Origin of the sequence: Ruegeria faecimaris (genome assembly GCF_900182615.1) — a bacterium.
In the GTDB taxonomy this organism is placed as follows: Bacteria; Pseudomonadota; Alphaproteobacteria; order Rhodobacterales; family Rhodobacteraceae; genus Ruegeria; species Ruegeria faecimaris.
The window spans coordinates 137,141-157,465 of record NZ_FXTE01000001.1 but is presented as its reverse complement, the minus strand read 5'-3'; the positions used below and the strand labels follow the sequence as shown (position 1 = coordinate 157,465).

The 20,325-nt window shown below is 57.2% G+C and carries 22 protein-coding genes; 7 read left to right on the top strand and 15 right to left on the bottom strand.

The window, feature by feature from the left end; all coding sequences use genetic code 11:
* Positions 1-22: 22 nt before the first annotated feature.
* The 3 genes from FN806_RS00785 to FN806_RS00775 form a co-directional block, all read right to left on the bottom strand.
* Entirely contained in the window at positions 23-427 is a 405-nt protein-coding gene (locus tag FN806_RS00785) for a DUF2147 domain-containing protein (RefSeq protein WP_142633060.1), read from the bottom strand.
* A gap of 51 nt (positions 428-478) precedes the next feature.
* A complete protein-coding gene (locus FN806_RS00780) occupies positions 479-2,284 on the bottom strand; it encodes an ABCB family ABC transporter ATP-binding protein/permease (RefSeq protein WP_142633058.1) in 1,806 nt (601 codons plus the stop codon).
* Positions 2,285-2,361: 77 nt separating this feature from the next.
* Positions 2,362-3,618 carry a LysM peptidoglycan-binding domain-containing protein gene (locus FN806_RS00775; RefSeq protein WP_142633056.1) on the bottom strand — a complete coding sequence of 419 codons (1,257 nt, stop codon included), beginning with the start codon at positions 3,616-3,618 and terminating at the stop codon, positions 2,362-2,364.
* 126 nt (positions 3,619-3,744) lie between these two features.
* Here FN806_RS00775 and FN806_RS00770 point away from each other — a divergent pair, with 126 nt between their 5' ends.
* Positions 3,745-4,308 (top strand): LOG family protein, encoded by a 564-nt coding sequence (locus FN806_RS00770; protein WP_142633054.1) that lies wholly within the window; start codon positions 3,745-3,747, stop codon positions 4,306-4,308.
* A 36-nt stretch (positions 4,309-4,344) separates the two neighbouring features.
* Here FN806_RS00770 and FN806_RS00765 read toward each other — a convergent pair whose 3' ends face one another.
* The 3 genes from FN806_RS00765 to FN806_RS00755 all read right to left on the bottom strand — a co-directional run bounded on the left by FN806_RS00765 (position 4,345) and on the right by FN806_RS00755 (position 6,492).
* Positions 4,345-4,797 (bottom strand): host attachment family protein, encoded by a 453-nt coding sequence (locus tag FN806_RS00765; RefSeq protein WP_142633052.1) that lies wholly within the window; start codon positions 4,795-4,797, stop codon positions 4,345-4,347.
* A 209-nt stretch (positions 4,798-5,006) separates the two neighbouring features.
* The gene (locus FN806_RS00760) at positions 5,007-5,888 is read right to left on the bottom strand and encodes a metallophosphoesterase (protein WP_246097120.1); all 882 of its coding nucleotides are present in this window, start codon (positions 5,886-5,888) and stop codon (positions 5,007-5,009) included.
* 4 nt (positions 5,889-5,892) lie between these two features.
* Positions 5,893-6,492, bottom strand: a complete 600-nt coding sequence (locus FN806_RS00755) for a superoxide dismutase (RefSeq protein ID WP_142633050.1) — start codon at positions 6,490-6,492, stop codon at positions 5,893-5,895.
* Between the two features lie 102 nt (positions 6,493-6,594).
* On the opposite strand from FN806_RS00755, the gene FN806_RS00750 reads away from it, so the two are divergent.
* Together FN806_RS00750 and FN806_RS00745 are read left to right on the top strand one after the other, a co-directional pair.
* Positions 6,595-7,356 (top strand): FkbM family methyltransferase, encoded by a 762-nt coding sequence (locus FN806_RS00750; RefSeq protein WP_142633048.1) that lies wholly within the window; start codon positions 6,595-6,597, stop codon positions 7,354-7,356.
* Between the two features lie 100 nt (positions 7,357-7,456).
* On the top strand, positions 7,457-7,852 hold the full coding sequence (locus FN806_RS00745; RefSeq protein WP_142633046.1) for a hypothetical protein: 396 nt from the start codon (positions 7,457-7,459) through the stop codon (positions 7,850-7,852).
* Positions 7,853-7,912: 60 nt separating this feature from the next.
* Here FN806_RS00745 and FN806_RS00740 read toward each other — a convergent pair whose 3' ends face one another.
* The 4 genes from FN806_RS00740 to FN806_RS00725 all read right to left on the bottom strand — a co-directional run bounded on the left by FN806_RS00740 (position 7,913) and on the right by FN806_RS00725 (position 13,192).
* Complete coding sequence (locus FN806_RS00740) at positions 7,913-8,479, bottom strand: sarcosine oxidase subunit gamma (RefSeq protein ID WP_142633044.1); 567 nt, start codon at positions 8,477-8,479, stop codon at positions 7,913-7,915.
* Positions 8,472-11,486 carry a sarcosine oxidase subunit alpha family protein gene (locus FN806_RS00735; RefSeq protein ID WP_142633042.1) on the bottom strand — a complete coding sequence of 1,005 codons (3,015 nt, stop codon included), beginning with the start codon at positions 11,484-11,486 and terminating at the stop codon, positions 8,472-8,474. Before FN806_RS00735 ends, FN806_RS00740 begins: the two co-directional genes overlap by 8 nt.
* Before the next feature lie 43 nt (positions 11,487-11,529).
* Positions 11,530-11,859 carry a sarcosine oxidase subunit delta gene (locus FN806_RS00730; protein WP_142633040.1) on the bottom strand — a complete coding sequence of 110 codons (330 nt, stop codon included), beginning with the start codon at positions 11,857-11,859 and terminating at the stop codon, positions 11,530-11,532.
* Between the two features lie 88 nt (positions 11,860-11,947).
* Entirely contained in the window at positions 11,948-13,192 is a 1,245-nt protein-coding gene (locus FN806_RS00725; RefSeq protein ID WP_142633037.1) for a sarcosine oxidase subunit beta family protein, read from the bottom strand.
* A gap of 195 nt (positions 13,193-13,387) precedes the next feature.
* Here FN806_RS00725 and ccmI point away from each other — a divergent pair, with 195 nt between their 5' ends.
* Genes ccmI through FN806_RS00710 form a run of 3 tightly spaced genes read left to right on the top strand, consistent with a single transcriptional unit; the run spans position 13,388 to position 15,322 of the window.
* A complete protein-coding gene (gene ccmI / locus FN806_RS00720) occupies positions 13,388-14,611 on the top strand; it encodes a c-type cytochrome biogenesis protein CcmI (RefSeq protein WP_142633035.1) in 1,224 nt (407 codons plus the stop codon).
* Complete coding sequence (gene ruvX, locus FN806_RS00715; protein WP_142633033.1) at positions 14,608-15,072, top strand: Holliday junction resolvase RuvX; 465 nt, start codon at positions 14,608-14,610, stop codon at positions 15,070-15,072. Before ccmI ends, ruvX begins: the two co-directional genes overlap by 4 nt.
* A gap of 16 nt (positions 15,073-15,088) precedes the next feature.
* Positions 15,089-15,322: a DUF1289 domain-containing protein gene (locus FN806_RS00710; RefSeq protein ID WP_142633031.1), complete on the top strand. Its 234-nt coding sequence runs from the start codon at positions 15,089-15,091 to the stop codon at positions 15,320-15,322.
* A 257-nt stretch (positions 15,323-15,579) separates the two neighbouring features.
* Here FN806_RS00710 and FN806_RS00705 read toward each other — a convergent pair whose 3' ends face one another.
* From FN806_RS00705 to FN806_RS00685, 5 genes are all read right to left on the bottom strand, one after another.
* On the bottom strand, positions 15,580-16,308 hold the full coding sequence (locus tag FN806_RS00705; protein ID WP_142633029.1) for a SpoIIAA family protein: 729 nt from the start codon (positions 16,306-16,308) through the stop codon (positions 15,580-15,582).
* A gap of 35 nt (positions 16,309-16,343) precedes the next feature.
* Complete coding sequence (locus FN806_RS00700) at positions 16,344-17,099, bottom strand: phytanoyl-CoA dioxygenase family protein (protein WP_246097119.1); 756 nt, start codon at positions 17,097-17,099, stop codon at positions 16,344-16,346.
* A gap of 23 nt (positions 17,100-17,122) precedes the next feature.
* Positions 17,123-17,947: a sulfite exporter TauE/SafE family protein gene (locus FN806_RS00695; protein WP_142633025.1), complete on the bottom strand. Its 825-nt coding sequence runs from the start codon at positions 17,945-17,947 to the stop codon at positions 17,123-17,125.
* A 38-nt stretch (positions 17,948-17,985) separates the two neighbouring features.
* Complete coding sequence (gene dusA, locus FN806_RS00690) at positions 17,986-18,981, bottom strand: tRNA dihydrouridine(20/20a) synthase DusA (protein ID WP_281286214.1); 996 nt, start codon at positions 18,979-18,981, stop codon at positions 17,986-17,988.
* Positions 18,982-19,107: 126 nt separating this feature from the next.
* The gene (locus FN806_RS00685) at positions 19,108-19,719 is read right to left on the bottom strand and encodes a TetR/AcrR family transcriptional regulator (protein WP_142633022.1); all 612 of its coding nucleotides are present in this window, start codon (positions 19,717-19,719) and stop codon (positions 19,108-19,110) included.
* A 139-nt stretch (positions 19,720-19,858) separates the two neighbouring features.
* Here FN806_RS00685 and FN806_RS00680 point away from each other — a divergent pair, with 139 nt between their 5' ends.
* Complete coding sequence (locus FN806_RS00680; RefSeq protein WP_142633020.1) at positions 19,859-20,323, top strand: (2Fe-2S)-binding protein; 465 nt, start codon at positions 19,859-19,861, stop codon at positions 20,321-20,323.
* The last annotated feature ends 2 nt before the right edge of the window (positions 20,324-20,325 follow it).

Below are 20,325 nucleotides of genomic sequence, written 5' to 3'. Positions count from 1 at the left end.
GGTTGGGCAATCCAGCCCTGTTTTACTCGCGCGTCCAGGTTTGATGCGCACAAATGTGATGTTCACACCCTTTGACCATCAGAGTGTCACCCTTCAGCGTCATTTGCGGAACTGCATCAACATCCACTAACGGTACCCAGAATTCACCCCCGCCATATTTGCCACCGCCTTGGCTGCCGACATCCCAGAACAGTTTCTTTCCGATATTCGGCGTCTGTACTGCTTTTCCGCTGGCGTCATATGCAGATAAAATCTGACCACAGAACTTGTCACCGCAGGCTGTAATTTTGATGTCAGAGACGAGGTTCTTCCGGTCCGGCTCGGTCTTCCAAATTCCGATGATGGGGTCTCCAAGCGCATAGACCGGTGTAAGTGTGGCAATTGCCGCTATGGCTGGCACAATGAACTTGCGGAAATATTTATGCATAACAATACCTCAGATGCGTGATCTGTAGTGTAACATAGTTTGGGCCGCCTATCAGGCCGCCTGCATATCCGATTGCTGGCGATTCCAAAGCTGGGCATAACGCCCCTCACGTTTCAGCAATTCATCATGCGTGCCTTGCTCCAGGATTTTGCCACGCTCTAGCACTACAATACTGTCTGCCTCGGCGATTGTGCTCAGGCGATGGGCAATCGTCAGAACCGTACGCCCCTCGCCCGCATGGGCCAAAGCATCCTTGATGTCTTGTTCGGTATCTGTGTCCAGCGCCGATGTTGCCTCGTCCAGCAAAAGGATCGGCGGGTTTTTCAGCAGCGTTCTGGCAATACCGACCCGCTGCTTTTCCCCACCCGACAGCTTTAGCCCGCGCTCACCGACTGTGGTGTCATAGCCTTCGGGCAACGTGACTATGAAATCGTGGATCTGGGCAGCCCGGGCGGCGGCTTCGACATCTTCCTGCGTGGCCCCGTCGCGTCCATAGGCAATGTTATAGCGAATGGTATCGTTAAACAGCACGGTATCCTGCGGCACCACTCCGATTGCCGCGTGCAGGCTGGTCTGCGTGACGTCGCGCACATCCTGCCCATCAATTTTCAGCGCACCCCCGGTGACATCGTAGAACCGGAACAGCAACCGACCGATGGTGGATTTACCCGACCCCGTCGCACCCACAATCGCTACGGTTTGGCCCGCAGGAATGGTTAGGGAAACACCTTTGAGAATTTCCCGCTCAGCATCATATCCGAATTGTACATCATGCAAGGTAACCTCACCCCCTGTTACATCCAGATCCGGTGCATCGGTCTTGTCGACCACTTCGGCGGGTTGTTCCAACAGGTCAAACATCTGGCCCATATCGACCAGAGATTGGCGGATTTCCCGATACACCGTACCCAAAAAATTCAGCGGTACGGTAATCTGGATCATATAGGCGTTGACCATAACGAAATCGCCCACGGTCAGCGTCCCGGCCTGCACCCCAATGGCTGCCAAGACCATTACACCGATCAATCCGCAGGTGATCAGAAAGGACTGCCCGAAATTTAGAAACGCCAGAGAATACGCCGTCTTGAGAGCCGCCCCCGCATAGGCTTTCATTGACACATCATACCGTTCAGCTTCACGCGTTTCGGCATTGAAATACTTGACGGTTTCAAAATTCAGCAGGCTGTCGATGGCGCGCTGGTTCGCCTCGGTATCCTGATCATTCATCTCGCGGCGCAGTTTCACGCGCCACTCGGTCACCGCAAATGTGAACCAGATATACAGCGCGATCGTTGCCGCGACGACCACCAGATACCAGACATCAAACAGCCACATCAGAATGATCGCAACAAGCAGCAGTTCAAGGATCAAAGGCCCGATGGAAAACAGCAGGAAACGCAAGAGGAACTCGACCCCTTTTACGCCGCGCTCGATAATACGGCTCAGACCGCCCGTGCGCCGCGTCACGTGATAGCGCATCGACAACTGGTGGATATGCTGGAAAGTTTCCAATGCCAGTGCGCGCAATGCCCGCTGCCCGACAGGAGCAAAGGCCGCATCCCGCAACTGCTGCAAACCAACAGTCATCATGCGCGCGACACCATATGCCACCGTCAACCCAACAGCACCCAGCGCTACGGGGGGAACGCCCTCGCCCGCCAGGCTATCAACCGCGCCTTTGTACAAAATCGGGGTGTAGACCGCGATCAACTTGGCCAGAACCAACATGCCCATAGCAATCAGAACGCGGCGCTTAACCCAGGGCTCATCCTCGGGCCAGAGATAAGGCGCAACTTTCCGGATTGTACGCCAGCCAGAGCTGCGCGCGTCCAATTTTGGGATATTGTCGGAATTCATCGGGGCTACTCGTCTCTTCACGTACCGGAACTGCGGTCAGAGAGTGCCCCTGACCCCGGAAGGTCAGAGGTACAGGATTATTCCGGAATGGTGAATACCTGCCCCGGATAGATCAGATCCGGGTCGCGGATCGCGCCTCGGTTGGCCTCGAACAGTTTGACATACAAGACACCATCGCCAAATCGTTCCCGAGAGATAGCCCAAAGCGTATCACCCTTTTGTACTGTAACCGAACGGATGGCCGGTGTTTCCTGAGAGGGTGCAGGCCCATCGTCCACTTCGGCCACGCTCAGAACTTCTAGAGGCTCACGCTTGAACGGGGTTTCCAGACGGCTTTTAACCGTGCCGTCCGAGGCAACCTCATCCACACGCAGCGTATACACACCGGGATCAATGCCTTCGATCTCGCTGCGCCATTTTCCATCATCCGTGGGCTGCATATCGGCGACCAGTTGGTTGTCCAGGTACACGCGTACCGCGGAACCATCAGCCACGCGGCCGGTCAGCTCGACCTCACCCGTGTCTGAATACCCGATCGTATCCAACGCAACCTGATCAGGTTCGGTGCTCTGAGGCGTCGCAGGTTGGACAAGCTCGACCCCGTCTTCCCCCGATCGCAGGATCGCAACCTGTTGTCCTTGCGTGGAATCTGTCGTTTCTTCGGAAGATGTGTCGTCGGTTTGAGCGACCTGCCCCGCCTCGGTTTCATTGCCGCCTGCGGATTCGTCGGCTGCGGTGGTTTCTGCAGTATCGACCGATGCGACCTCTGGTTCAGGTTCGGGCAATGCAGCAATCAGATAGTCATCAGAGCGTACAGGTTGATCGACTCCATCGGTTTCCAGCGTCAGACCGCGTGCGGCGGTGGAAAACGGAATGGACACGAATTCTGCAAACTGGCCGCTGTCATCAACGGTAAAGCTGTGAACTGCCTCACCGCCCAGCAATACCCGCACCTTGGCGCCGGGTTCTGCATTTCCGGACAGAACAGCATTCCCGTCAGGCTCAACAAAGATCTGATCCAGGACCGGAGGCGTAACTTCGGCAACATTTTCAGCCGGTTCAGCGGTCTCGTCAGCCTCTTCGGTCGGCGCCTCGGCTGCTGCCGTATCCGTATCAGTCGCAGCATCGGCCTGCGCGGTTTCCTCGGTGTCAGAGGCAACAGAGGTGCTCTCGGAGGCCTCCTCAGCCACATCTTCCTGCGCTGTTGGGTCGAGAGGCGTGCCGTTAAACGCGCCGGAAAAATATGCACCGCCGACGCCCAACAGAACCAGCAAACCGGCGATCACCCCCCAGGTGAAAGATCTGGGGCTCTCGCTTCCCGAATTGGAATCCATACTCTTCCTTTCACTCCGCAGCGCAAATGCCTTATCTACAACGCATTCTGCCTGACGGTTGAGCCAATCTATCAATACCGCTATCACGGGTCAAAACCCCAGATACAACCCCGGAGAAGCCTCTCGATGTCTCAGAAATCCGTCTGTGTGTATTGCGGGTCACGCAATGGCGCCCAAACCAGCTATTCCGACGCAGCCCGCTCCTTTGGTCAGCTTCTGGCGCAGGAGGGCTGGCGACTGGTCTATGGCGCGGGCGATGTGGGTCTGATGGGCGAGGTCGCGCGTGCGGCCCAAGCCGCCGGAGGGGACACGTTCGGCGTAATTCCCGTTCACCTGTTAAAGCGCGAGGTCGGCAAGACCGACTTGACCCGTTTCGTGATTACCGAAACGATGCACGAGCGGAAAAAGGTCATGATCATGAACGCCGATGCCGTGGTCGTCCTGCCGGGTGGTCCGGGTTCACTGGACGAATTGTTCGAAGCCCTGACATGGCGGCAGTTGGGTCTGCACGACAAGCCCATTCTGGTCATGAATGTTGATGGATATTGGGATGCCCTGCATGATCTTGTGCAGCAGGTCATCGGCCAGGGATTTGCGGACACATCTCTGGCCGATTTCATAACGTGGGTCGACAGCCCGGAAACGGCGATGTCGACCCTGAGGGCGATGCTGGTCCCGCATAAGGGCTAGTCGGGCAGTATGGTCCGTCCGCAGATCGCCGGATACTCAACTGGCTGGTTTTAGACGGCTGATCAGAACCTGTTCCACTTTGTTCAGCGGGTGGTTGGTCAGGGTCTTATCAACCTCGGCCACCACTTTCCTTAAGACTTCGCTGTGCAGGCGGCGACGCAGAAGGCCCAAAACATGGGGGCTGGCGACCAAAACCAGGCGTTTATATGCCCCCTTCAGACCTTTGCGATTCAACAGATTAGCCACATCCTGCACGAACAAAGACTTGGCCTGCGATTTCCACTTGGGTTCTTCGACCGCTGATTTCTGATTTGGGCCATTGTCCGAGCGCCGCCCCGCCCGATCAGAGGGCCTAGCGTTTGGGACATCGCTTTCTTCGACCGAGACAACCACCAGATTGGGGTCTTCGGCATCCGTGATATTCTCCATGAACAGCGCCTTCTCCCCGTCGGCGATGACAATCCATGTTCCCTGCGTTAATGCGACCATTGTGATCTCCTGATTTGGTTTTTCTGAGACCATCCCTCATCTTTCAGGCACGGCTAACCATTTGCGCAGCTTTGTTTTTCGCCGCGCCGCCTGTGTTTTTTGCAAGTGATTTGCGGCTCTCTCCTCCGCTCCCTTTAAGGTAGGCACTGCGCGCCATCTTACAATCCGGCCGGGCACCGAAACTGCCGCTATAGGCGGGTTTTCACCGGTCAGGAGAACAGTTCGATGACCGTAATTTCGGGCGTTACACCAAAACGCACGGGCAGGATCGAACATCCGATACCCCCGGACACGACCAGATCACGATTGCCTTCGCGCACGTGACCATAGGCATAGCGATTGCCGAATTTCGAGGGCACCACCGGCGACCAGCCAAACAGCCGTACCTGCCCTCCATGAGTATGACCTGACAGGGTCAGGGCCACGCGATCAGGAACTTTGGGGAAGATATCCGGTTCATGCGCCATCATCACCACCGGGGCATCATCCGTGATCTGCCCAAGCGTCGCAGGCAGATCATCCAGCCCTTGGTATCGACCATTGCCCGTATAAATCGCCAACTGATCTTCGAGGCCTGCAAGCCAAATCCCGGCACCATCCAGTTTGAAGGCCTCGTTTGAAAGCACCCGGATACCATTCCGTCTCAGCGCATCGCCGTACAGATTCGGCCCGCCCCTGCGCTTTTGGGCTGACCGGTCATCCCACCAATCGTGATTTCCCAGAACCGCATAGACACCATGCTTTGCCTGCAACCCGGACAACACCGGCGCCAGATCGGCAATTTTAACCGGTTGTAAATTTATCCTGTGCCCGGCGGCATAGTCACCCAACAGCAGGATAAGGTCAGGTGACAGAGCGTTTGTGCGCCGAACGATCTGCTGGACTCTTTTCAACCCCACATAGGGCTCACCAACATGCAGATCAGCCAGCACCGCGATCCGCAGCGGCGGTGCGGTCCAGTCCGCGCGCCGGATCCGCCACTTACGAACACGCAGGCGCAGCGCGGGTTCGATGAAGAAACCATACGTGGCAGCAAAAAGGCCTGCCAGCATCACTGCCAGCAGGCCCTTTATGAACCCTCTACGGGTCACTGGATCACATCCGCGAAGCGACGTTTTCCCAGTTCACCAGATTGTCGAGGAAGTTCGACAGGTACACCGGACGCTTGTTGCGGAAGTCGATGTAATAGGAATGCTCCCACACGTCGCAACCCAACAGAGCAGTCTGACCAAAGCACAGCGGGTTCACGCCGTTTTCGGTCTTGGTCACGGCCAGCGAACCGTCCGCATTCTTGACCAGCCACGCCCAGCCCGAGCCGAACTGACCGGCACCAGCTGCGCTGAACTGCGACTTGAACTCGTCAACCGAGCCAAAGCATTCGACCAGCGCCTTTTCCAGCTCGCCAGGCATGGCGTTGTCGCCGGGGCCCATCATCTCCCAGAACTGGTTGTGGTTCCAAAGCTGACTGATGTTGTTGAAGATGCCGTTTTGCGCGACGGCATTTGCGTCGTAGGTGCCGGTGATGATCTCTTCCAGCGACTTGCCGTCCCACTCGGTACCGGCGATCAGCTTGTTGCCGTTGTCGACATAGGCCTTGTGGTGCAGGTCGTGGTGAAATTCCAATGTTTCGGCGGACATGCCCTTGGCTGCCAGCGCGTCGTGTGCATAAGGAAGATCAGGAAGTTCAAAAGCCATCTCGGCCCCCTGTTGAAAATGAATGTTGCGGTTTCCAAAGGTTAAATGCTTTGGCAAGTGCCGCAGGTCAAGGGCAGAGATCATAAAACCCGGAGGTCCGCGATGCTAACTCAGGCGCGCAAGATGTTTTACCGCGCCCGCGGATACTATGCGGGCAGCCTGAATGGCGAGCCTTTCCGGCTGGATCCCTACCACTCGAAGTTCTGGCGCAAGGCCTCGGCCGGCGCGTGGGAGCCCGAGACTTTTGCCGTGCTGGATAGATATCTAACGCCGGACAGCGACTTTCTGGACATCGGGGCATGGATCGGCCCAACGGTGCTGTACGGTGCCCGCAAAGCCCGCCACGTATGGTGTTTCGAACCGGACCCTACCGCGTTTCGGCATCTGGCGTGGAATCTGGACCTGAACGACATTCGCAATGTTTCGGCATTTGGCGTCGCATTGTCGGATCAATTCGGCGTGGCCCGTATGGCATCCGTTCGCGGTGAACCCGGGGATTCCACCAGTTCACTGTTGCATGACGGGGTGCATGGGACAGATGCATTGACCATCGAGTGGGATCAGTTCGAGGCCGTAAATGACCTATCGGGTGTATCTCTGGTCAAAATGGATATTGAGGGGGCAGAATTCGCGGTTCTGCCGAGCCTTCTGCCCTTCCTGAAAAAGCATCGCCCGGCCCTGTATCTTTCGCTCCACTCGCCCCTTCTTGCCGAGGAAGACAGGCTTACGCGGACATCTCAACTCCTAGAAAGCCTTTCATTCTACACCGAAATTCAAGACGAAAACGGGCACCCACTAAAGGTCGAAGAATTGCTGCAACCTCAAGAGTTGAAGCGGTATCGCGCCGTTGTGTTGCATGAATAGAATGTGCAGAATTTTTTTCGTGCATTAGTTGCATATGCGCTTGAAACTCTCGCGTTGTTTGGTGTCTTCCCTTCTGGATAGACCGAGTAAACGAGGAACCATGAAATACCTTTTCTTAGCATCCATTTTTACCGTTTTTGCACAGGCAGCGGCGGCTGAAACAATTACTTACGATTGTGCCGTTCGCGACCGCGACGGAACCGGGTGGGTCGCGCCCCGCTATATCTTTGTTATTGATAAGGACGGCGTTAGTGCGCAAACAGCCAGCGGGCACAACGAAATGCAGTCCGCTAAGCTGAAAATTGATAGAAAGAAGCGTTACAAGCTGGATTGGCGCGTTGAGTTGACAGAGTTTGGCGGCCAAAAAGTCCGGGTAAATTACACGGCCCGCATTGACCCTTCTGACAATACCGTGAAACTGAGAGGCAACTGGGTGAATGCCAACTTTGTCAACAAGCCTTCAGGGCAAGGCAAATGCAAAGTGATCGATGGTTAAGCTTCGGTTAAACCGCAAAAGCCCCGGAAAATCCGGGGCTTTTTTTCCTAGCTTCGAAACCTAATAAACCCCGACCTCACTGCCCGGCTGCGCTGCGACCTTCAACAGTTTGAACACGTAGTCTGCGGTTGACCGGAAGCAGACGACGCGGAGAGTTTCGGCGTCATCCATCCAGAACGCTCCTGCAACCTGTGCCAAGCGCGAGCGGCGGATTTGGCCGGGTTGGAAGGCGTCAGCCGACAGATCTACCGGGGCCAGTTTGCCCAGAACTTCGCGAGCGTTCGCGCCCGAGATGCTGAACACCGCGCGGGCATCCGAGACGTTGACCGCCAGGGCATGCACACCGCTCAGCGCGTTGGTCATCGCGGCCAGTTTGGCCTCGATCTCGGCATATGGGACAAGCACAAGCAATTCGTCGGTGGACATCCAGCAAACACCGCTGTCTCCGTCGACAAATGCCTCGCGCTGGCCGGGTACTTTTTGGCCGGTGGCGTCTTTGACGGCCTTGGCCAGAACCTTGTCGGAAAGGTCGCCGCGCAGGGTGATCATGCCCTGCAGGCCGCATTCTTCAACCTTGGCGATGCCCTCATAGCTGGCGTGGTTCAGTGCGCTGATGGGTTCAGACATTCTGCTTCTCCCCGTCCTTGTCGAAGAAGATCGGATCCACGATCTTTGCTTTGTAGGATTTGCCATCGGTGCCGGGGAACTCGACAATCTCGCCCATGCGGTCAGGACCATGCTTGATCAAGCCCATGGCGATGCCTTTGCCCAGATTGGCCGAATAATAGGTTGAGGTCACACGACCGATCATGTTGCGCTGACCGTTGGCGTTGACACCCTCGCCCACTGCGTAAGCCCCATCCGGGATGACAGAACCATCCACAGTCTCAAGACCCACCAGTTTCCAACGCTCGGGATCGGCCATATGGCTGCGGGAATGAGCGCGCTTGCCGAGGTAATCCTCTTTCTTTTTCGACAGCGCCCAATGCAGCCCCAGATCCTGCGGGATCACGGTGCCGTCGGTCTCGTCGCCGATCATGATAAAGCCTTTCTCGGCCCGAAGGATGTGCAGACATTCAGTGCCATAGGGCATCACGCCGAATTCCTTGCCTGCCTCTGTCAGCGCATCCCAGAAAGCCTGCCCTTGGGATGCAGGAACGGCGATCTCGTACGACAGCTCACCCGAGAACGAGATGCGATAAGCCCGGCAATCAAAGTCGCCGATCTTGCCATCGCGCCACTCCATGAAGGGCAGCGCCTCTTTCGACACATCCATGCCGCCGAGCTTTTCAAGCACCTTGCGGGCGTTGGGGCCAACAACGGCGACCTGCGCATATTGCTCGGTCACGTTGGCAACATAGACTTTCCAGTCCCACCATTCGGTTTGCAGCCATTCTTCCATGTGACCGTGGATACGTTCAGCCCCGCCGGTGGTGGTGTGGCACAACCATGTGTCTTCGTCGATCCTGGCAACAACACCGTCGTCGATCAGAAAGCCATTCTCGGAACACATCAGGCCATAGCGGCATTTGCCGACCTTCAGAGTAGACATCATGTTGGTGTACATCATGTCCAGGAACTTCCCTGCGTCCGGCCCTTTGACGATCAGCTTGCCCAAGGTCGAGGCATCGAGCAGGCCGAGGTTCTCGCGGGTATTTTTCACCTCACGGTTCACGGCGTCATGCACGGATTCACCCGGACGAACATAGGCATAAGTCCGGCGCCAGTGGCCGACCGGCTCCCAATCGGCGCCGTTCTTGTCGTGCCAGTTGTGCATCGGGGTTTGACGGATTGGCTGGAACACCTCACCACGTGCCTCACCGCCGATAGATGCCATTGAAATTGGGGTGTAAGGCGGGCGGAACGTTGTTGTTCCAACCTTCGGGATTTCGGAGTTCAACGCATCAGCTAGGATCGCCAATCCGTTGATGTTACTCAGTTTACCCTGATCGGTTGCCATGCCCAGAGTGGTGTAACGCTTGGTATGTTCAACGCTCTCATACCCCTCACGCGCGGCAAGTTGCACGTCCGAAACTTTGACGTCGTTTTGGAAGTCCAGCCAGGACTTCATCCGCAGTTGAATATCCGCGTTCGCAGGCATCAACCAGACCGCAGCCATAGGTGCCTCGGACGTAGCTTCCCCGACAGGCGCTTTGGTGCGTTTGGTTTTGAATCCAGCCGCTTTGGCTGCGGCCTTACCGGCTGCATCGGCATCGGCCAACACATCGCCCAGCGCCATCGGGCCATTCGATGCCCCGGCGGCTACGACGAACCCTTCGCCATCGGCCCCAAGCGGGGGTCGCGCAGGATCCGGCCGGAAATGCGCATTGGCATCGTCCCAGATCAGCTTGCCGCCGCAGTGCGACCACATATGCACGACCGGAGACCAACCGCCCGACATCGCAACCGCATCGCATTCCACCTCTTCACGGGCGCCACCGATGCCGTCCTGATTGCAGATGGCAACTTTCTTGACGCGTTTGCCGCCTTTGACTTTGGCAATGGCCTTGCCCACATCGACGCGGATACCCAGTTGGCGCGCCTCTTCAGCCAGAGGGCCGGAGGTAGCCCTTGCGTCAACCACACGCAAGATATCGACACCGGCCTGTTTCAAGGTGATCGCAGTCCGGTAGGCGTCGTCATTATTGGTGGCCACAATCACCTTTTCACCGGGTGTCACACCCCAGTTCACGACATAATCCCGCATGGCCGAGGCCAGCATGACACCCGGCACATCATTACCCGCAAAAGACAACGGACGCTCAATCGCACCGGTAGCAGTCACGACCTGTTTCGCCCGAATACGCCAGAGACGATGGCGCGGGCCCTGTGCACCAGGCTTGTGGTCTGTCAGGCGTTCATAGCCCAGCACATAGCCATGGTCATAGACCCCTGCACCCATGCAGCGGTTGCGCAAGATGACGTTGCCCATTGTTTCAAGTTCGGAAACAATTTGTTCCACAAACTTATCCACAGGCTCATCATTGATTGTGCCGCCATCAACTGGGGCACGGCCACCCCAATGCGCGGTCTGCTCAATCAACATCACCTTTGCACCGGACTGAGCGGCCACTTTGGCAGCCTGCAAACCGGCCACGCCGCCACCGATCACCAACACATCGACGAAGTTGTAGAAATGCTCATAGGTATCCGCATCACGGCTGTCCTTGTCGGGGGCTTTGCCCAGACCGGCAGATTGGCGGATGAACGGCTCGTAGACATGTTTCCAGAACGGCTTGGGATGAATGAACATCTTGTAATAGAAGCCAGCCGGCAGGAACCGCGACAGGTGCGTATTGATCGCACCGATATCAAATTCCAGGTTCGGCCAGTGGTTCTGAGAAATCGAGGTCAGACCGTTGAACAGCTCGGTCGTGGTGGCGCGCTGGTTCGGCTCGAACCGATTGCCCTGCCCCAGACCGACCAGAGCGTTGGGTTCTTCCGCACCACTGGCGACAACACCACGCGGGCGGTGATACTTGAACGACCGGCCCATCATCATCTGATCATTAGCCAGCAAGGCCGAGGCAAGCGTGTCGCCTTCGTAGCCCTGCATCGAAGTGCCGTTGAAGGAGAATGTGACCTGTTTCGACCGGTCAATCAGCCGGCCTTGATTTGCGAGACGGGTGCTCATGATGCGGACCTTTCGCAGGCGGAATTACGGGTGGTGGCGCGGATCATTTGTATTCTCTCCACGTCCAGCCAGGGCGCTTGGCGGTGATCGCCTCGCGAATTTCTTTGGGCGGCTCAAACACCTGGGCAGAGTAGGTGCCGAAAACTTCGAGCGTTTGCGTGCAGCGCGCCGCGTGGAACCACTTGCCGCATCCATTCGCATGGCGCCAGCGTTCGAAATGAACGCCTTTAGGGTTTTCACGCATGAACAGGTAATCGTGGAAATCACCATCTGATGAGCCCGGACCGAAACGCTTCAGATGCGCCTCGCCACCGGCGGCCAATTCGGTTTCTTCGGCATCGACGCCGCAATAGGGGCAATTCAGGATCAGCATATGTTCATCCTCTCGGCAGCAGGCGAGACCATGCTGCATGCGAAATCTGAGTAACGGGCGCGCGAGATTTTTCGCCGGAAAATCTGCATCAGTGCGCCACCCCGGCCGCGACGCTTTCGTCGATGAAGCGGCCTTCTTTGAAACGATCCAACGAGAACGCCTCGGTCAGCGGTGAATGGCCCGTGGCCATCAGCTGTGCCATGCCCCAGCCGGACCCCGGAATGGCCTTGAAGCCACCGGTGCCCCAGCCACCGTTGATGAAACAGTTCCCAAGCGGTGTTTTCGACAGGATCGGAGACCGGTCACCGGTCATGTCCACGATCCCGCCCCATTGCCGCAGCATTTTTAGGCGTGAGATCATCGGGAAGGTCTCGACCAGCGCGCGCACAGTTTCTTCGATATGGTGGAAGCTGCCGCGTTGGGTGTAGTTGTTGAACCCGTCGGTGCCGCCACCGATCACCATCTCTCCCTTGTCGGATTGCGACATGTAGCCATGCACCGTGTTGGCCATCACGACCACGTCCATGCAGGGTTTGATCGGCTCAGACACCAGCGCCTGCAGAGCAATCGCCTCAAGCGGCAGACGGAAGCCCGCCATTTCGGCCAGTTGACCCGAATGGCCCGCAACCACGATGCCCAGCTTGTCACAGTCGATCGCACCTTTGGTGGTGTCGACACCGACAACACGACCATCCTGTGACCGAACCCCGGTCACTTCGCATTGCTGGATTATATCCATGCCCATGGCGGAACAAGCGCGCGCATAGCCCCAAGCCACCGCATCGTGACGGGCGGTGCCACCGCGTTCCTGCCACAGCGCACCCAGAACCGGATAGCGCGGGCCTTCGAGATTGATGATTGGCACCAGTTCTTTGACCCGTTCAGGTGTGATCCATTCAGTCTTTACACCCTGCAGCGCATTCGCATGAGCCGTGCGCTGATAGCCGCGGATTTCATGCTGGGTCTGCGCCAGCATCATCACGCCGCGCGGGCTGAACATGACGTTATAGTTCAGGTCCTGGCTCAGATCCTCATAAAGGCTGCGCGCCTTTTCATAGATCGCGGCAGACGGATCCTGCAGATAGTTCGAGCGGATGATGGTGGTGTTCCGACCGGTATTACCACCGCCCAACCAGCCTTTTTCGATCACAGCGACATTCTGGATGCCATAGTTCTTACCCAGGTAATAGGCGGTTGCCAGACCATGGCCACCCGCCCCCACAATGACGGCGTCATAGCGTTTCTTGGGCTCGGGCGAACGCCAGGCGCGTTCCCATCCGGTATGATAGCGCAGCGCTTCGCGCGCCACAGCAAAGGCTGAATAGTGTTTCATAAGCGAATCCATCCGGTTCGGTGATTGGCGCAGGTATGCCGTGTAACCGCCTTTGGCCCCTGCCGTGCAACGCCATAATATCGCACTATTGCGACATCGCCCTTATTATTGCGACATGAAGCCCCCTCGCGGCCATTTGTCCCTTTTTTCCGCCCCGCCACAGGTCTAAGTCAGGACAGCCATCTTGGAGTTATCATGACCTTCTGGGCCCTCATCATAGCCACCGCCGTCCTGATAGCGGTTTTTCTTGGGATTTCGATACTGCGTAGGCGAGATACGCGCGAACCATCCACTGCGTATGACTTGCAGGTCTATCGTGAACAGTTGGCCAGCGTAGATCGAGACTTGGCCCGTGGTGTCATCGCTGACGCAGATGCCGAGCGAGTTCGCACGGAAATTTCACGCCGCATTCTTGCGGCTGATGCGCAGATGCAATCTTTGTCTGAACCGCAAGGGCCGTCCAAATGGATCTCGGTTGCGGCATCCATATTTGTCGCGGCCATCCTGGTAGGCGGAGGATCCTGGATGTATCTGAAGCTTGGTGCAGCCGGGCTCCCCGATCAGCCCCTGTCATTGCGGCTAGAAATGGCTGATGCCCTGCGCACAGAGCGCCCCAGTCAGGCCGAGGCAGAGGCCGCCACGCCACCCGCACCACTGCCACAGCTTGACGAAAGCTATGCCTCTCTTCTCGGGCAACTACGCGAAACCGTTTCCGGTCGTCCTGATGACCTACAAGGACATATCCTTCTTGCCCAGCACGAGGCGAACGCAGGTAACTTCCATGCCGCCTACAAAGCGCAGCAACGTGTAATCGAACTGTCCGGGAATACTGCACCCGCAGATGCCTATTCGCATCTTGCCGAGATGATGATCCTTGCTACCAACGGATATATCTCGCCCGAAGCTGAAGACGCATTGAAACAGTCATTGCAGCGTGATCCACGCCATGGTCCGGCCTTGTATTACCTGGGACAGATGATGGTACAGGTCGGACGACCTGATATCGGTTACAGGATCTGGGTGGATGCACTTGGAAGCGCGCCGACAAATGCCCCCTGGGCAACGGCCATTCGCGCACAGATGGACGATCTGGCCTTTCGTGCGGGTGTGTTCAATGCCGCCCCTATACCAGCAGGGAACCCAGGCCCCGGTGAGGATGACATCGAGGCCGCTGCATCTCTGACCGCACAAGAGCGACAAGAGATGATCCTTGGCATGGTCGAGCAACTGTCAGACAGGCTTGCAACCGAAGGCGGCTCCCCCGAAGAATGGGCCCGACTGATCGGTGCCCTTGGGGTGGTTGGCGACATCGACCGGGCCACCGCGATCTACGCCGAAGCCCAATCCGTATTCTCGGACAATGACAACGCACTGGCTATCCTTGGTGCGGCAGCAGCTCAGGCTGGGGTGACCCAATGATCCATGACATTTTTGAGGAATTTGCAGGCGCGCTTGCGCCTATGAGCGCGTTGATCGGTCTCGATCTGGGAGAAAAGACTATCGGGGTTGCAGTCTCGGACCGGATGCGCGGTGTTGCAAGCCCGCTGGAGACCGTAAGGCGCAAGAAATTCACTCTGGATTCTGCCCGTCTGCTGGAAATCATCGCCGACCGTGAGATCGGGGGCATCCTACTGGGTCTGCCGAAAAACATGGATGGCAGCGAAGGGCCGCGCTGCCAGTCCACCCGTGCCTTTGCCCGAAACCTGTCCCGTTTGACCGAAGTTCCGATCGGGTTCTGGGACGAACGGCTCAGCACGGTTGCGGCAGAAAAGGCACTGCTTGAGGCGGATACGACACGAAAGCGTCGCGGACAGGTTATCGACCACGTCGCGGCAGGCTATATTCTGCAAGGCGCGCTGGACAGAATGCGCTTTCTTTAAGGATCGGAAAACGCTGATGTCGAACATGGTTTGGAAAAGGAACGAGGTCGAAAGCCCGTGCATCCAGATCTGCGTTGTGCACCCGACCGAACGTATTTGTACCGGTTGCTACCGCACGATCGACGAAATCTCTCGCTGGTCGAAAATGGACAGCTCTGAGCGCGCCGATATCATGGCAGACCTACCGTCTCGCAAACCGCTGCTTGCCAAACGGCGCGGCGGCCGGGCGGGGCGGCTCAACAAGGCCTGAGATTTCCACAAAAGGATGTGATTGCTGAATCTGCACCGCTGCGGGCTGGTCTGAACTACGAGGGGGTCAAGTTCGTTGACAGCTGGTGAGTGAGTGGCAACCCACAGCGGCGCGTTTCAACAATCGATCCTCTGCAGTGGCTCGGCAGAGGAGTTCGATCTGTGTACGTCTTTTTTGACCAATCGATCAAGAAAAATCCTCGCTGATATTTCTGTGCCCTGACGTAAATGTCACAGCAGGCTCAAGCCGCTGCGTTTCTACCCAGACGCAAGCCATGTTTTGGCGTTCTGAATTTCCTCGGCGGGAAAGAACTGAGTGCGTGTGCCAAGGATGTGGCTGGCCACCCGTTGGGCCAGATGTTGCCAGGCTTTGTCGCCAACAACCGCTGCCCGATCCAGATTACCAATATGCCCCCGGGCCAGCCGAAAATGCGAGGCAAGCGCCGTAAGGCCTTGCCATCCGTCAAACTTGGACAGATCAATCAGCAGGCGAAACCCCTGTTTCTCCTGCAAAATGTAGTCCAGATCGGTTTCGGCCTTTTTGAATTCGTCAGGGTCGAGTTTTCCCATCAGGCTGACCTGCACGCAGGGGCCGCCCAGATCCATAACGTGAATAGAGCCCAGAGATTCGCGCAACCATCGGCGCGCTTCTTCAATATTCGCGTGATCGAATACCTGCACAGGGCAAGGGAAAAGCGGAGCCGCAAGCCGGATACTGGTCTGAACCCAACCCTGATCCGCCACCACTCCAATTCGGTCAAAGCCGCGCCAGTGGCTGAGGCCCAATTTTGTATCCGACCAAACCGCATTCAGATCGTACCCTTTGAACTCTGGCTGCACGATCGCCAACAACCGCACTGTATCGTGTTCGGCCAGTGCGGCCTCAATCGCCGGGATCAATGTTGTGGAATAGTCGGTACCTGTCACTTCGCCGGAAAGCTCGATTTCAATCAATGCTCCGTCAGAGTTTTTGTGGACAGCAATCATCAAAAAATCCTCCAAATCTGTATAATGACAGAACGTTAGGAGGATTTGATCCATTCGGCCACACCGCCAGCGCATTCAGGCCGAAAATAGGCGATCATCCGGCCATCCGACCCAGCCTCAGCCCCGCTGCCCCATGGCGCTACCCCGTGCAGGCAGTGGCGGTGCAGCAGATAGGCCTCGCCCGGACGTGCGGGCAGTACGATGCGACGGCAAGTATCAAAGACCTCACGACGGGCAGCCTGATAAACATCTGTTATGTCCACCTGATCCAGAGTGTCCGGGCGCTTGTCTTCAAGTGCATCCGCAAATGCAGCCTGCATGATCTTGTGGCTACCTTCCCAAAGAACCATCGGGGACGCATTCGCGCTGGCATCGGTCAATGGAATGCCCAGAATCCACGCATGCGGTTCCTCGACCCTGCGGCGCCTGTCCGGGCCGGACGGGCGTAAACCATCCACATGGGCCGCATCCCGCTTTGCTCGATACTGGGCAGCAGCCTCGCCCTCTCCGCGTCGGGGCAACGGGTAGCCGGGGTAAATGACCGAGACCTGGGCTTTGTGCAACGGCAACGACCCATAACGCGACACTATGAAATCCATGACGGCCCCGGTCAGAACCGGGGACCCCTGGACCCTGCCCTCGGTGTCGTTGTTCAGCGCGTCGACCCCAATGAACCAGGTCCCTTCACAGTCCATCCAATGCGCGAATTCCGGATCCGTCGCAGCAGCGCGTGCTGCAGGCAGCGCATAAGATACCCAGTCCAGAATAGCCCGGTCGTGGGGAAATTTCACCCAACCCTTTTCCTCGAAAGAACTCAAAAACCCAACGCCTTGCGCAACATATTCAGGGCGACCAGAGTCAGGAAGACCGCGAATATCCGCTTGAGCGGCTTTGGATCCATCGCATGGGCCAACTTTACGCCCCAGGGCGCAGTGATCATGGTCATGGCGACCACAATCCCAAAGGCAATCAGATTGACGGCGCCGATGGTAAAGGGCGGGCGGTGTTCAGGGGCAATTTCGAGAAACAGGAACCCCATGACCGAGGGCACAGCGATGATCACGCCAAACCCGGCCGCCGTGGCGACAGCCCGGTGAATTGGCGTGTTGAACAAGCTCATTAACGGCACGCCAAAGCTGCCGCCGCCGATACCCATCAGAACGGATAGGAAGCCGACCGAGGGCGACAGGAGAGCGCGTTTCAGGCCCTTGGGCATGGCGTCTCCAAGCCGCCATTCGGATTTACCCAGACCAAGATAGGCACCAATCACCATACCCAATACACCGAACAGGGCCTGCAATGCCTCGGTCCGAAGAGCGGATGCCACCATCACGCCCAACACCGCACCGATGGCGATGCCCGGACCCCAACTGCTCAGGATATCCCAATCAACGGCACCCTTTTTGTTATGTGCCAGAACCGACCGTAGTGAGGTTACGATAATCGTTGCCAGTGAGGTGGCGAGGCACAGCTGCATCAACTGCGGGCCGCCATACCCAAGGGTCTGAAACGCATAGAAAAAAGCAGGGACCAGCACGATGCCTCCGCCGACACCCAACAGACCCGCCAAAACGCCTGCCAGCGCTCCGATCACCAGCAGAAGAACCAGCATCTGAGCAAGCAACATTACTTCGGGCATCATTCCCCCCAACCGACCTTTTGCCGTATTGCCACCATTCAGGCCTCGGTCAGAGGCGCGACATGATCCAGTGCCTGCAACATAACCTCGGGGCCCGCCCCGTCATGCACTGCACCTTCAGACAGGGTCCGTCGCCAAGCCCGCGCACCCGGCCGTCCTGCGAACAGGCCAAGCATATGTCGCGTAATCTGGTGCAAGCGCCCTCCGCCAGCAAGATGGCATTCGATATAAGGCACCATTTTCCGGACAACAGCAAACGGGTCGGCGGCCTGACCGACCCCAAAAATCACAGGATCCGCTGTGGACAGAACATCTGACGGCTGATGATACGCAGCCCGCCCGATCATCACACCATCCAGCCCTGCATCCAGATGCCCGCGCGCCTGTTCCAGATCAGCAATGCCACCATTTATAGAGATGTGCATATCCGGGAATTCCGCCTTCATCCGATGCACGAGATCATAATCCAAAGGCGGTATATCCCGGTTTTCCTTGGGGCTGAGCCCTTGCAGCCAGGCTTTGCGCGCGTGAATTGTGACCCGAGAGCATCCCGCTTGCCTGATCTGGCTCAGAAACTCAGGCAAAATGTCTTCGGGCTGTTGGTCGTCGACTCCAATGCGGCATTTGACCGTGACATCTACGTCCACGGCTTCGCGCATTGCGGCAACACAATCCGCAACGCGGTCAGGGGATTTCATCAGCACCGCACCAAAAGTGCCAGATTGCACTCGATCAGACGGGCAGCCACAATTCAGATTGATCTCATCATAACCAGCATCCGCCCCCAACCGGGCCGCTTGTGCCAATTCCTGAGGGTTCGACCCGCCCAGTTGCAGGGCCACGGGATGCTCCTGCGGGTTGTGGTCCAGCAAATGCAGCGCACCACCCCGAACTAACGCAGGCGCTGTTACCATTTCAGTGTACAGCAGCGACTCGGTGCTCAGCAACCGATGCAGATAACGACAATGCCTGTCCGTCCAATCCATCATAGGGGCGACGCTCAGGCGTGCGGCTTGTCTTACCTTGTCATTCAATGCTGAGTCCTCGTCGCACCCGGTATCCAATCAGACGGATCGAAACCGCAAATTCCTGCCCATCGAATCGGGCAGCCCGGGGTTTAGCATATTCGAAAGGGGCCGTCCTTGTGTCTGCCAACCGCGTTACCGATTGTCGACACCGTACCGGCAAATCATCATTTCGACGCTACGCTGAATGGTATCAGACATTTCGTCCTGACTAAGTACAGACCCGCAAAATACCATGGGCCAGAATGCGCGGCTTTTGATTAAACCGATGAATTCACGACCCGCGATGTCGGGGTTATCGATGCGTAGCTGACCATCCTCTGCCGCATCTTTAAGCATGGCCGAGAAGATGGCAGTTTTGTCCAATTTGCCCTGCGCGGCGACCGCAAGGTCGGGATTGCGCAAGGTTTCGCTGATCACCATACGCGACATCGCCATCACCTCGGGTGACATCAGTATGCGCCCTTCGGCCCAGGCCAGATCGGTCAGTTGCTCTTGGATTTCCCGGCCCTTTTCGTATCTGATATCCAACACCTCAGAGAAGCGGTTCGACAGCTCAACCACGATCGAGCGGAACAGGTTTTCCTTACTTTCGAAATACTTGTACAACGTGCGCTTGGAGACCTCGGCCCTTGCCGAGATCCGATCCATGCTGGCTGCCGAGAACCCCTTTTCCTGGAATTCAGCTACGGCAGCCTCGATGATCTGGGCATGCTTTGATGCTTTCGGTGCGCTGAGGTCATTCATGCTCCAAAGCTATAGACCCTTTGACATGAACCGGTCAAACGCTAGGTAAACTCTCGGGTTTACAACGCCCTGCCCCCCTGCCTAAGGTAAACCCGCCAGTTTACCGATTCAGGTAGCCAGCCCAACAGGAGATCCCCCAATGGCTTTAACATTGAAACTGAACGGCCAGACCCACACGGTCGAGGCCGAGCCCGGCACGCCCCTGCTGTGGGTAATCCGGGACGAACTGAAGATGACAGGAACCAAGTTCGGCTGCGGTGTCGCGTCCTGTGGGGCCTGCACCGTGCATCTGGACGGAGAGCCGGTGCGCTCGTGCCAGACATATATCGAGGATGTCGAAGGTGCCGAAATCACCACGATCGAAGCGGTGGGCGAAAATGATATCGGCGCTGCTGTCCAGCAGGCTTGGGTCGAGCTGGACGTGGTTCAATGCGGCTATTGCCAGTCGGGTCAGGTGATGTCGGCGGTCGGATTGCTGTCCGAAAACCCAAAGCCCAGCGTTGAAGAAATCGATGACTACATGTCTGGCAACGCCTGTCGCTGTGCCACCTATCAACGCATCCGCGCCGGTATCCAGCGCGCATCCGAAATTCTGGAGGCCTGATC

Coding starts and splice junctions, on each gene's coding strand:
- FN806_RS00740 (WP_142633044.1), bottom strand. CDS start 8,479: ATGTCTGAACCCATCAGCGCACTGAACCACGCCAGCTATGAGGGCATC.
- FN806_RS00695 (WP_142633025.1), bottom strand. CDS start 17,947: ATGCCCGAAGTAATGTTGCTTGCTCAGATGCTGGTTCTTCTGCTGGTG.
- FN806_RS00765 (WP_142633052.1), bottom strand. CDS start 4,797: ATGGTCGCATTAACGCAGGGAACATGGATTGTCATCGCCGACGGGGAG.
- ruvX (WP_142633033.1), top strand. CDS start 14,608: ATGATCCATGACATTTTTGAGGAATTTGCAGGCGCGCTTGCGCCTATG.
- FN806_RS00680 (WP_142633020.1), top strand. CDS start 19,859: ATGGCTTTAACATTGAAACTGAACGGCCAGACCCACACGGTCGAGGCC.
- FN806_RS00735 (WP_142633042.1), bottom strand. CDS start 11,486: ATGAGCACCCGTCTCGCAAATCAAGGCCGGCTGATTGACCGGTCGAAA.
- FN806_RS00780 (WP_142633058.1), bottom strand. CDS start 2,284: ATGAATTCCGACAATATCCCAAAATTGGACGCGCGCAGCTCTGGCTGG.
- FN806_RS00755 (WP_142633050.1), bottom strand. CDS start 6,492: ATGGCTTTTGAACTTCCTGATCTTCCTTATGCACACGACGCGCTGGCA.
- FN806_RS00705 (WP_142633029.1), bottom strand. CDS start 16,308: ATGATTGCTGTCCACAAAAACTCTGACGGAGCATTGATTGAAATCGAG.
- FN806_RS00710 (WP_142633031.1), top strand. CDS start 15,089: ATGTCGAACATGGTTTGGAAAAGGAACGAGGTCGAAAGCCCGTGCATC.
- FN806_RS00730 (WP_142633040.1), bottom strand. CDS start 11,859: ATGCTGATCCTGAATTGCCCCTATTGCGGCGTCGATGCCGAAGAAACC.
- FN806_RS00745 (WP_142633046.1), top strand. CDS start 7,457: ATGAAATACCTTTTCTTAGCATCCATTTTTACCGTTTTTGCACAGGCA.
- FN806_RS00685 (WP_142633022.1), bottom strand. CDS start 19,719: ATGAATGACCTCAGCGCACCGAAAGCATCAAAGCATGCCCAGATCATC.
- FN806_RS00775 (WP_142633056.1), bottom strand. CDS start 3,618: ATGGATTCCAATTCGGGAAGCGAGAGCCCCAGATCTTTCACCTGGGGG.
- FN806_RS00725 (WP_142633037.1), bottom strand. CDS start 13,192: ATGAAACACTATTCAGCCTTTGCTGTGGCGCGCGAAGCGCTGCGCTAT.
- FN806_RS00750 (WP_142633048.1), top strand. CDS start 6,595: ATGCTAACTCAGGCGCGCAAGATGTTTTACCGCGCCCGCGGATACTAT.
- FN806_RS00770 (WP_142633054.1), top strand. CDS start 3,745: ATGTCTCAGAAATCCGTCTGTGTGTATTGCGGGTCACGCAATGGCGCC.
- FN806_RS00785 (WP_142633060.1), bottom strand. CDS start 427: ATGCATAAATATTTCCGCAAGTTCATTGTGCCAGCCATAGCGGCAATT.
- ccmI (WP_142633035.1), top strand. CDS start 13,388: ATGACCTTCTGGGCCCTCATCATAGCCACCGCCGTCCTGATAGCGGTT.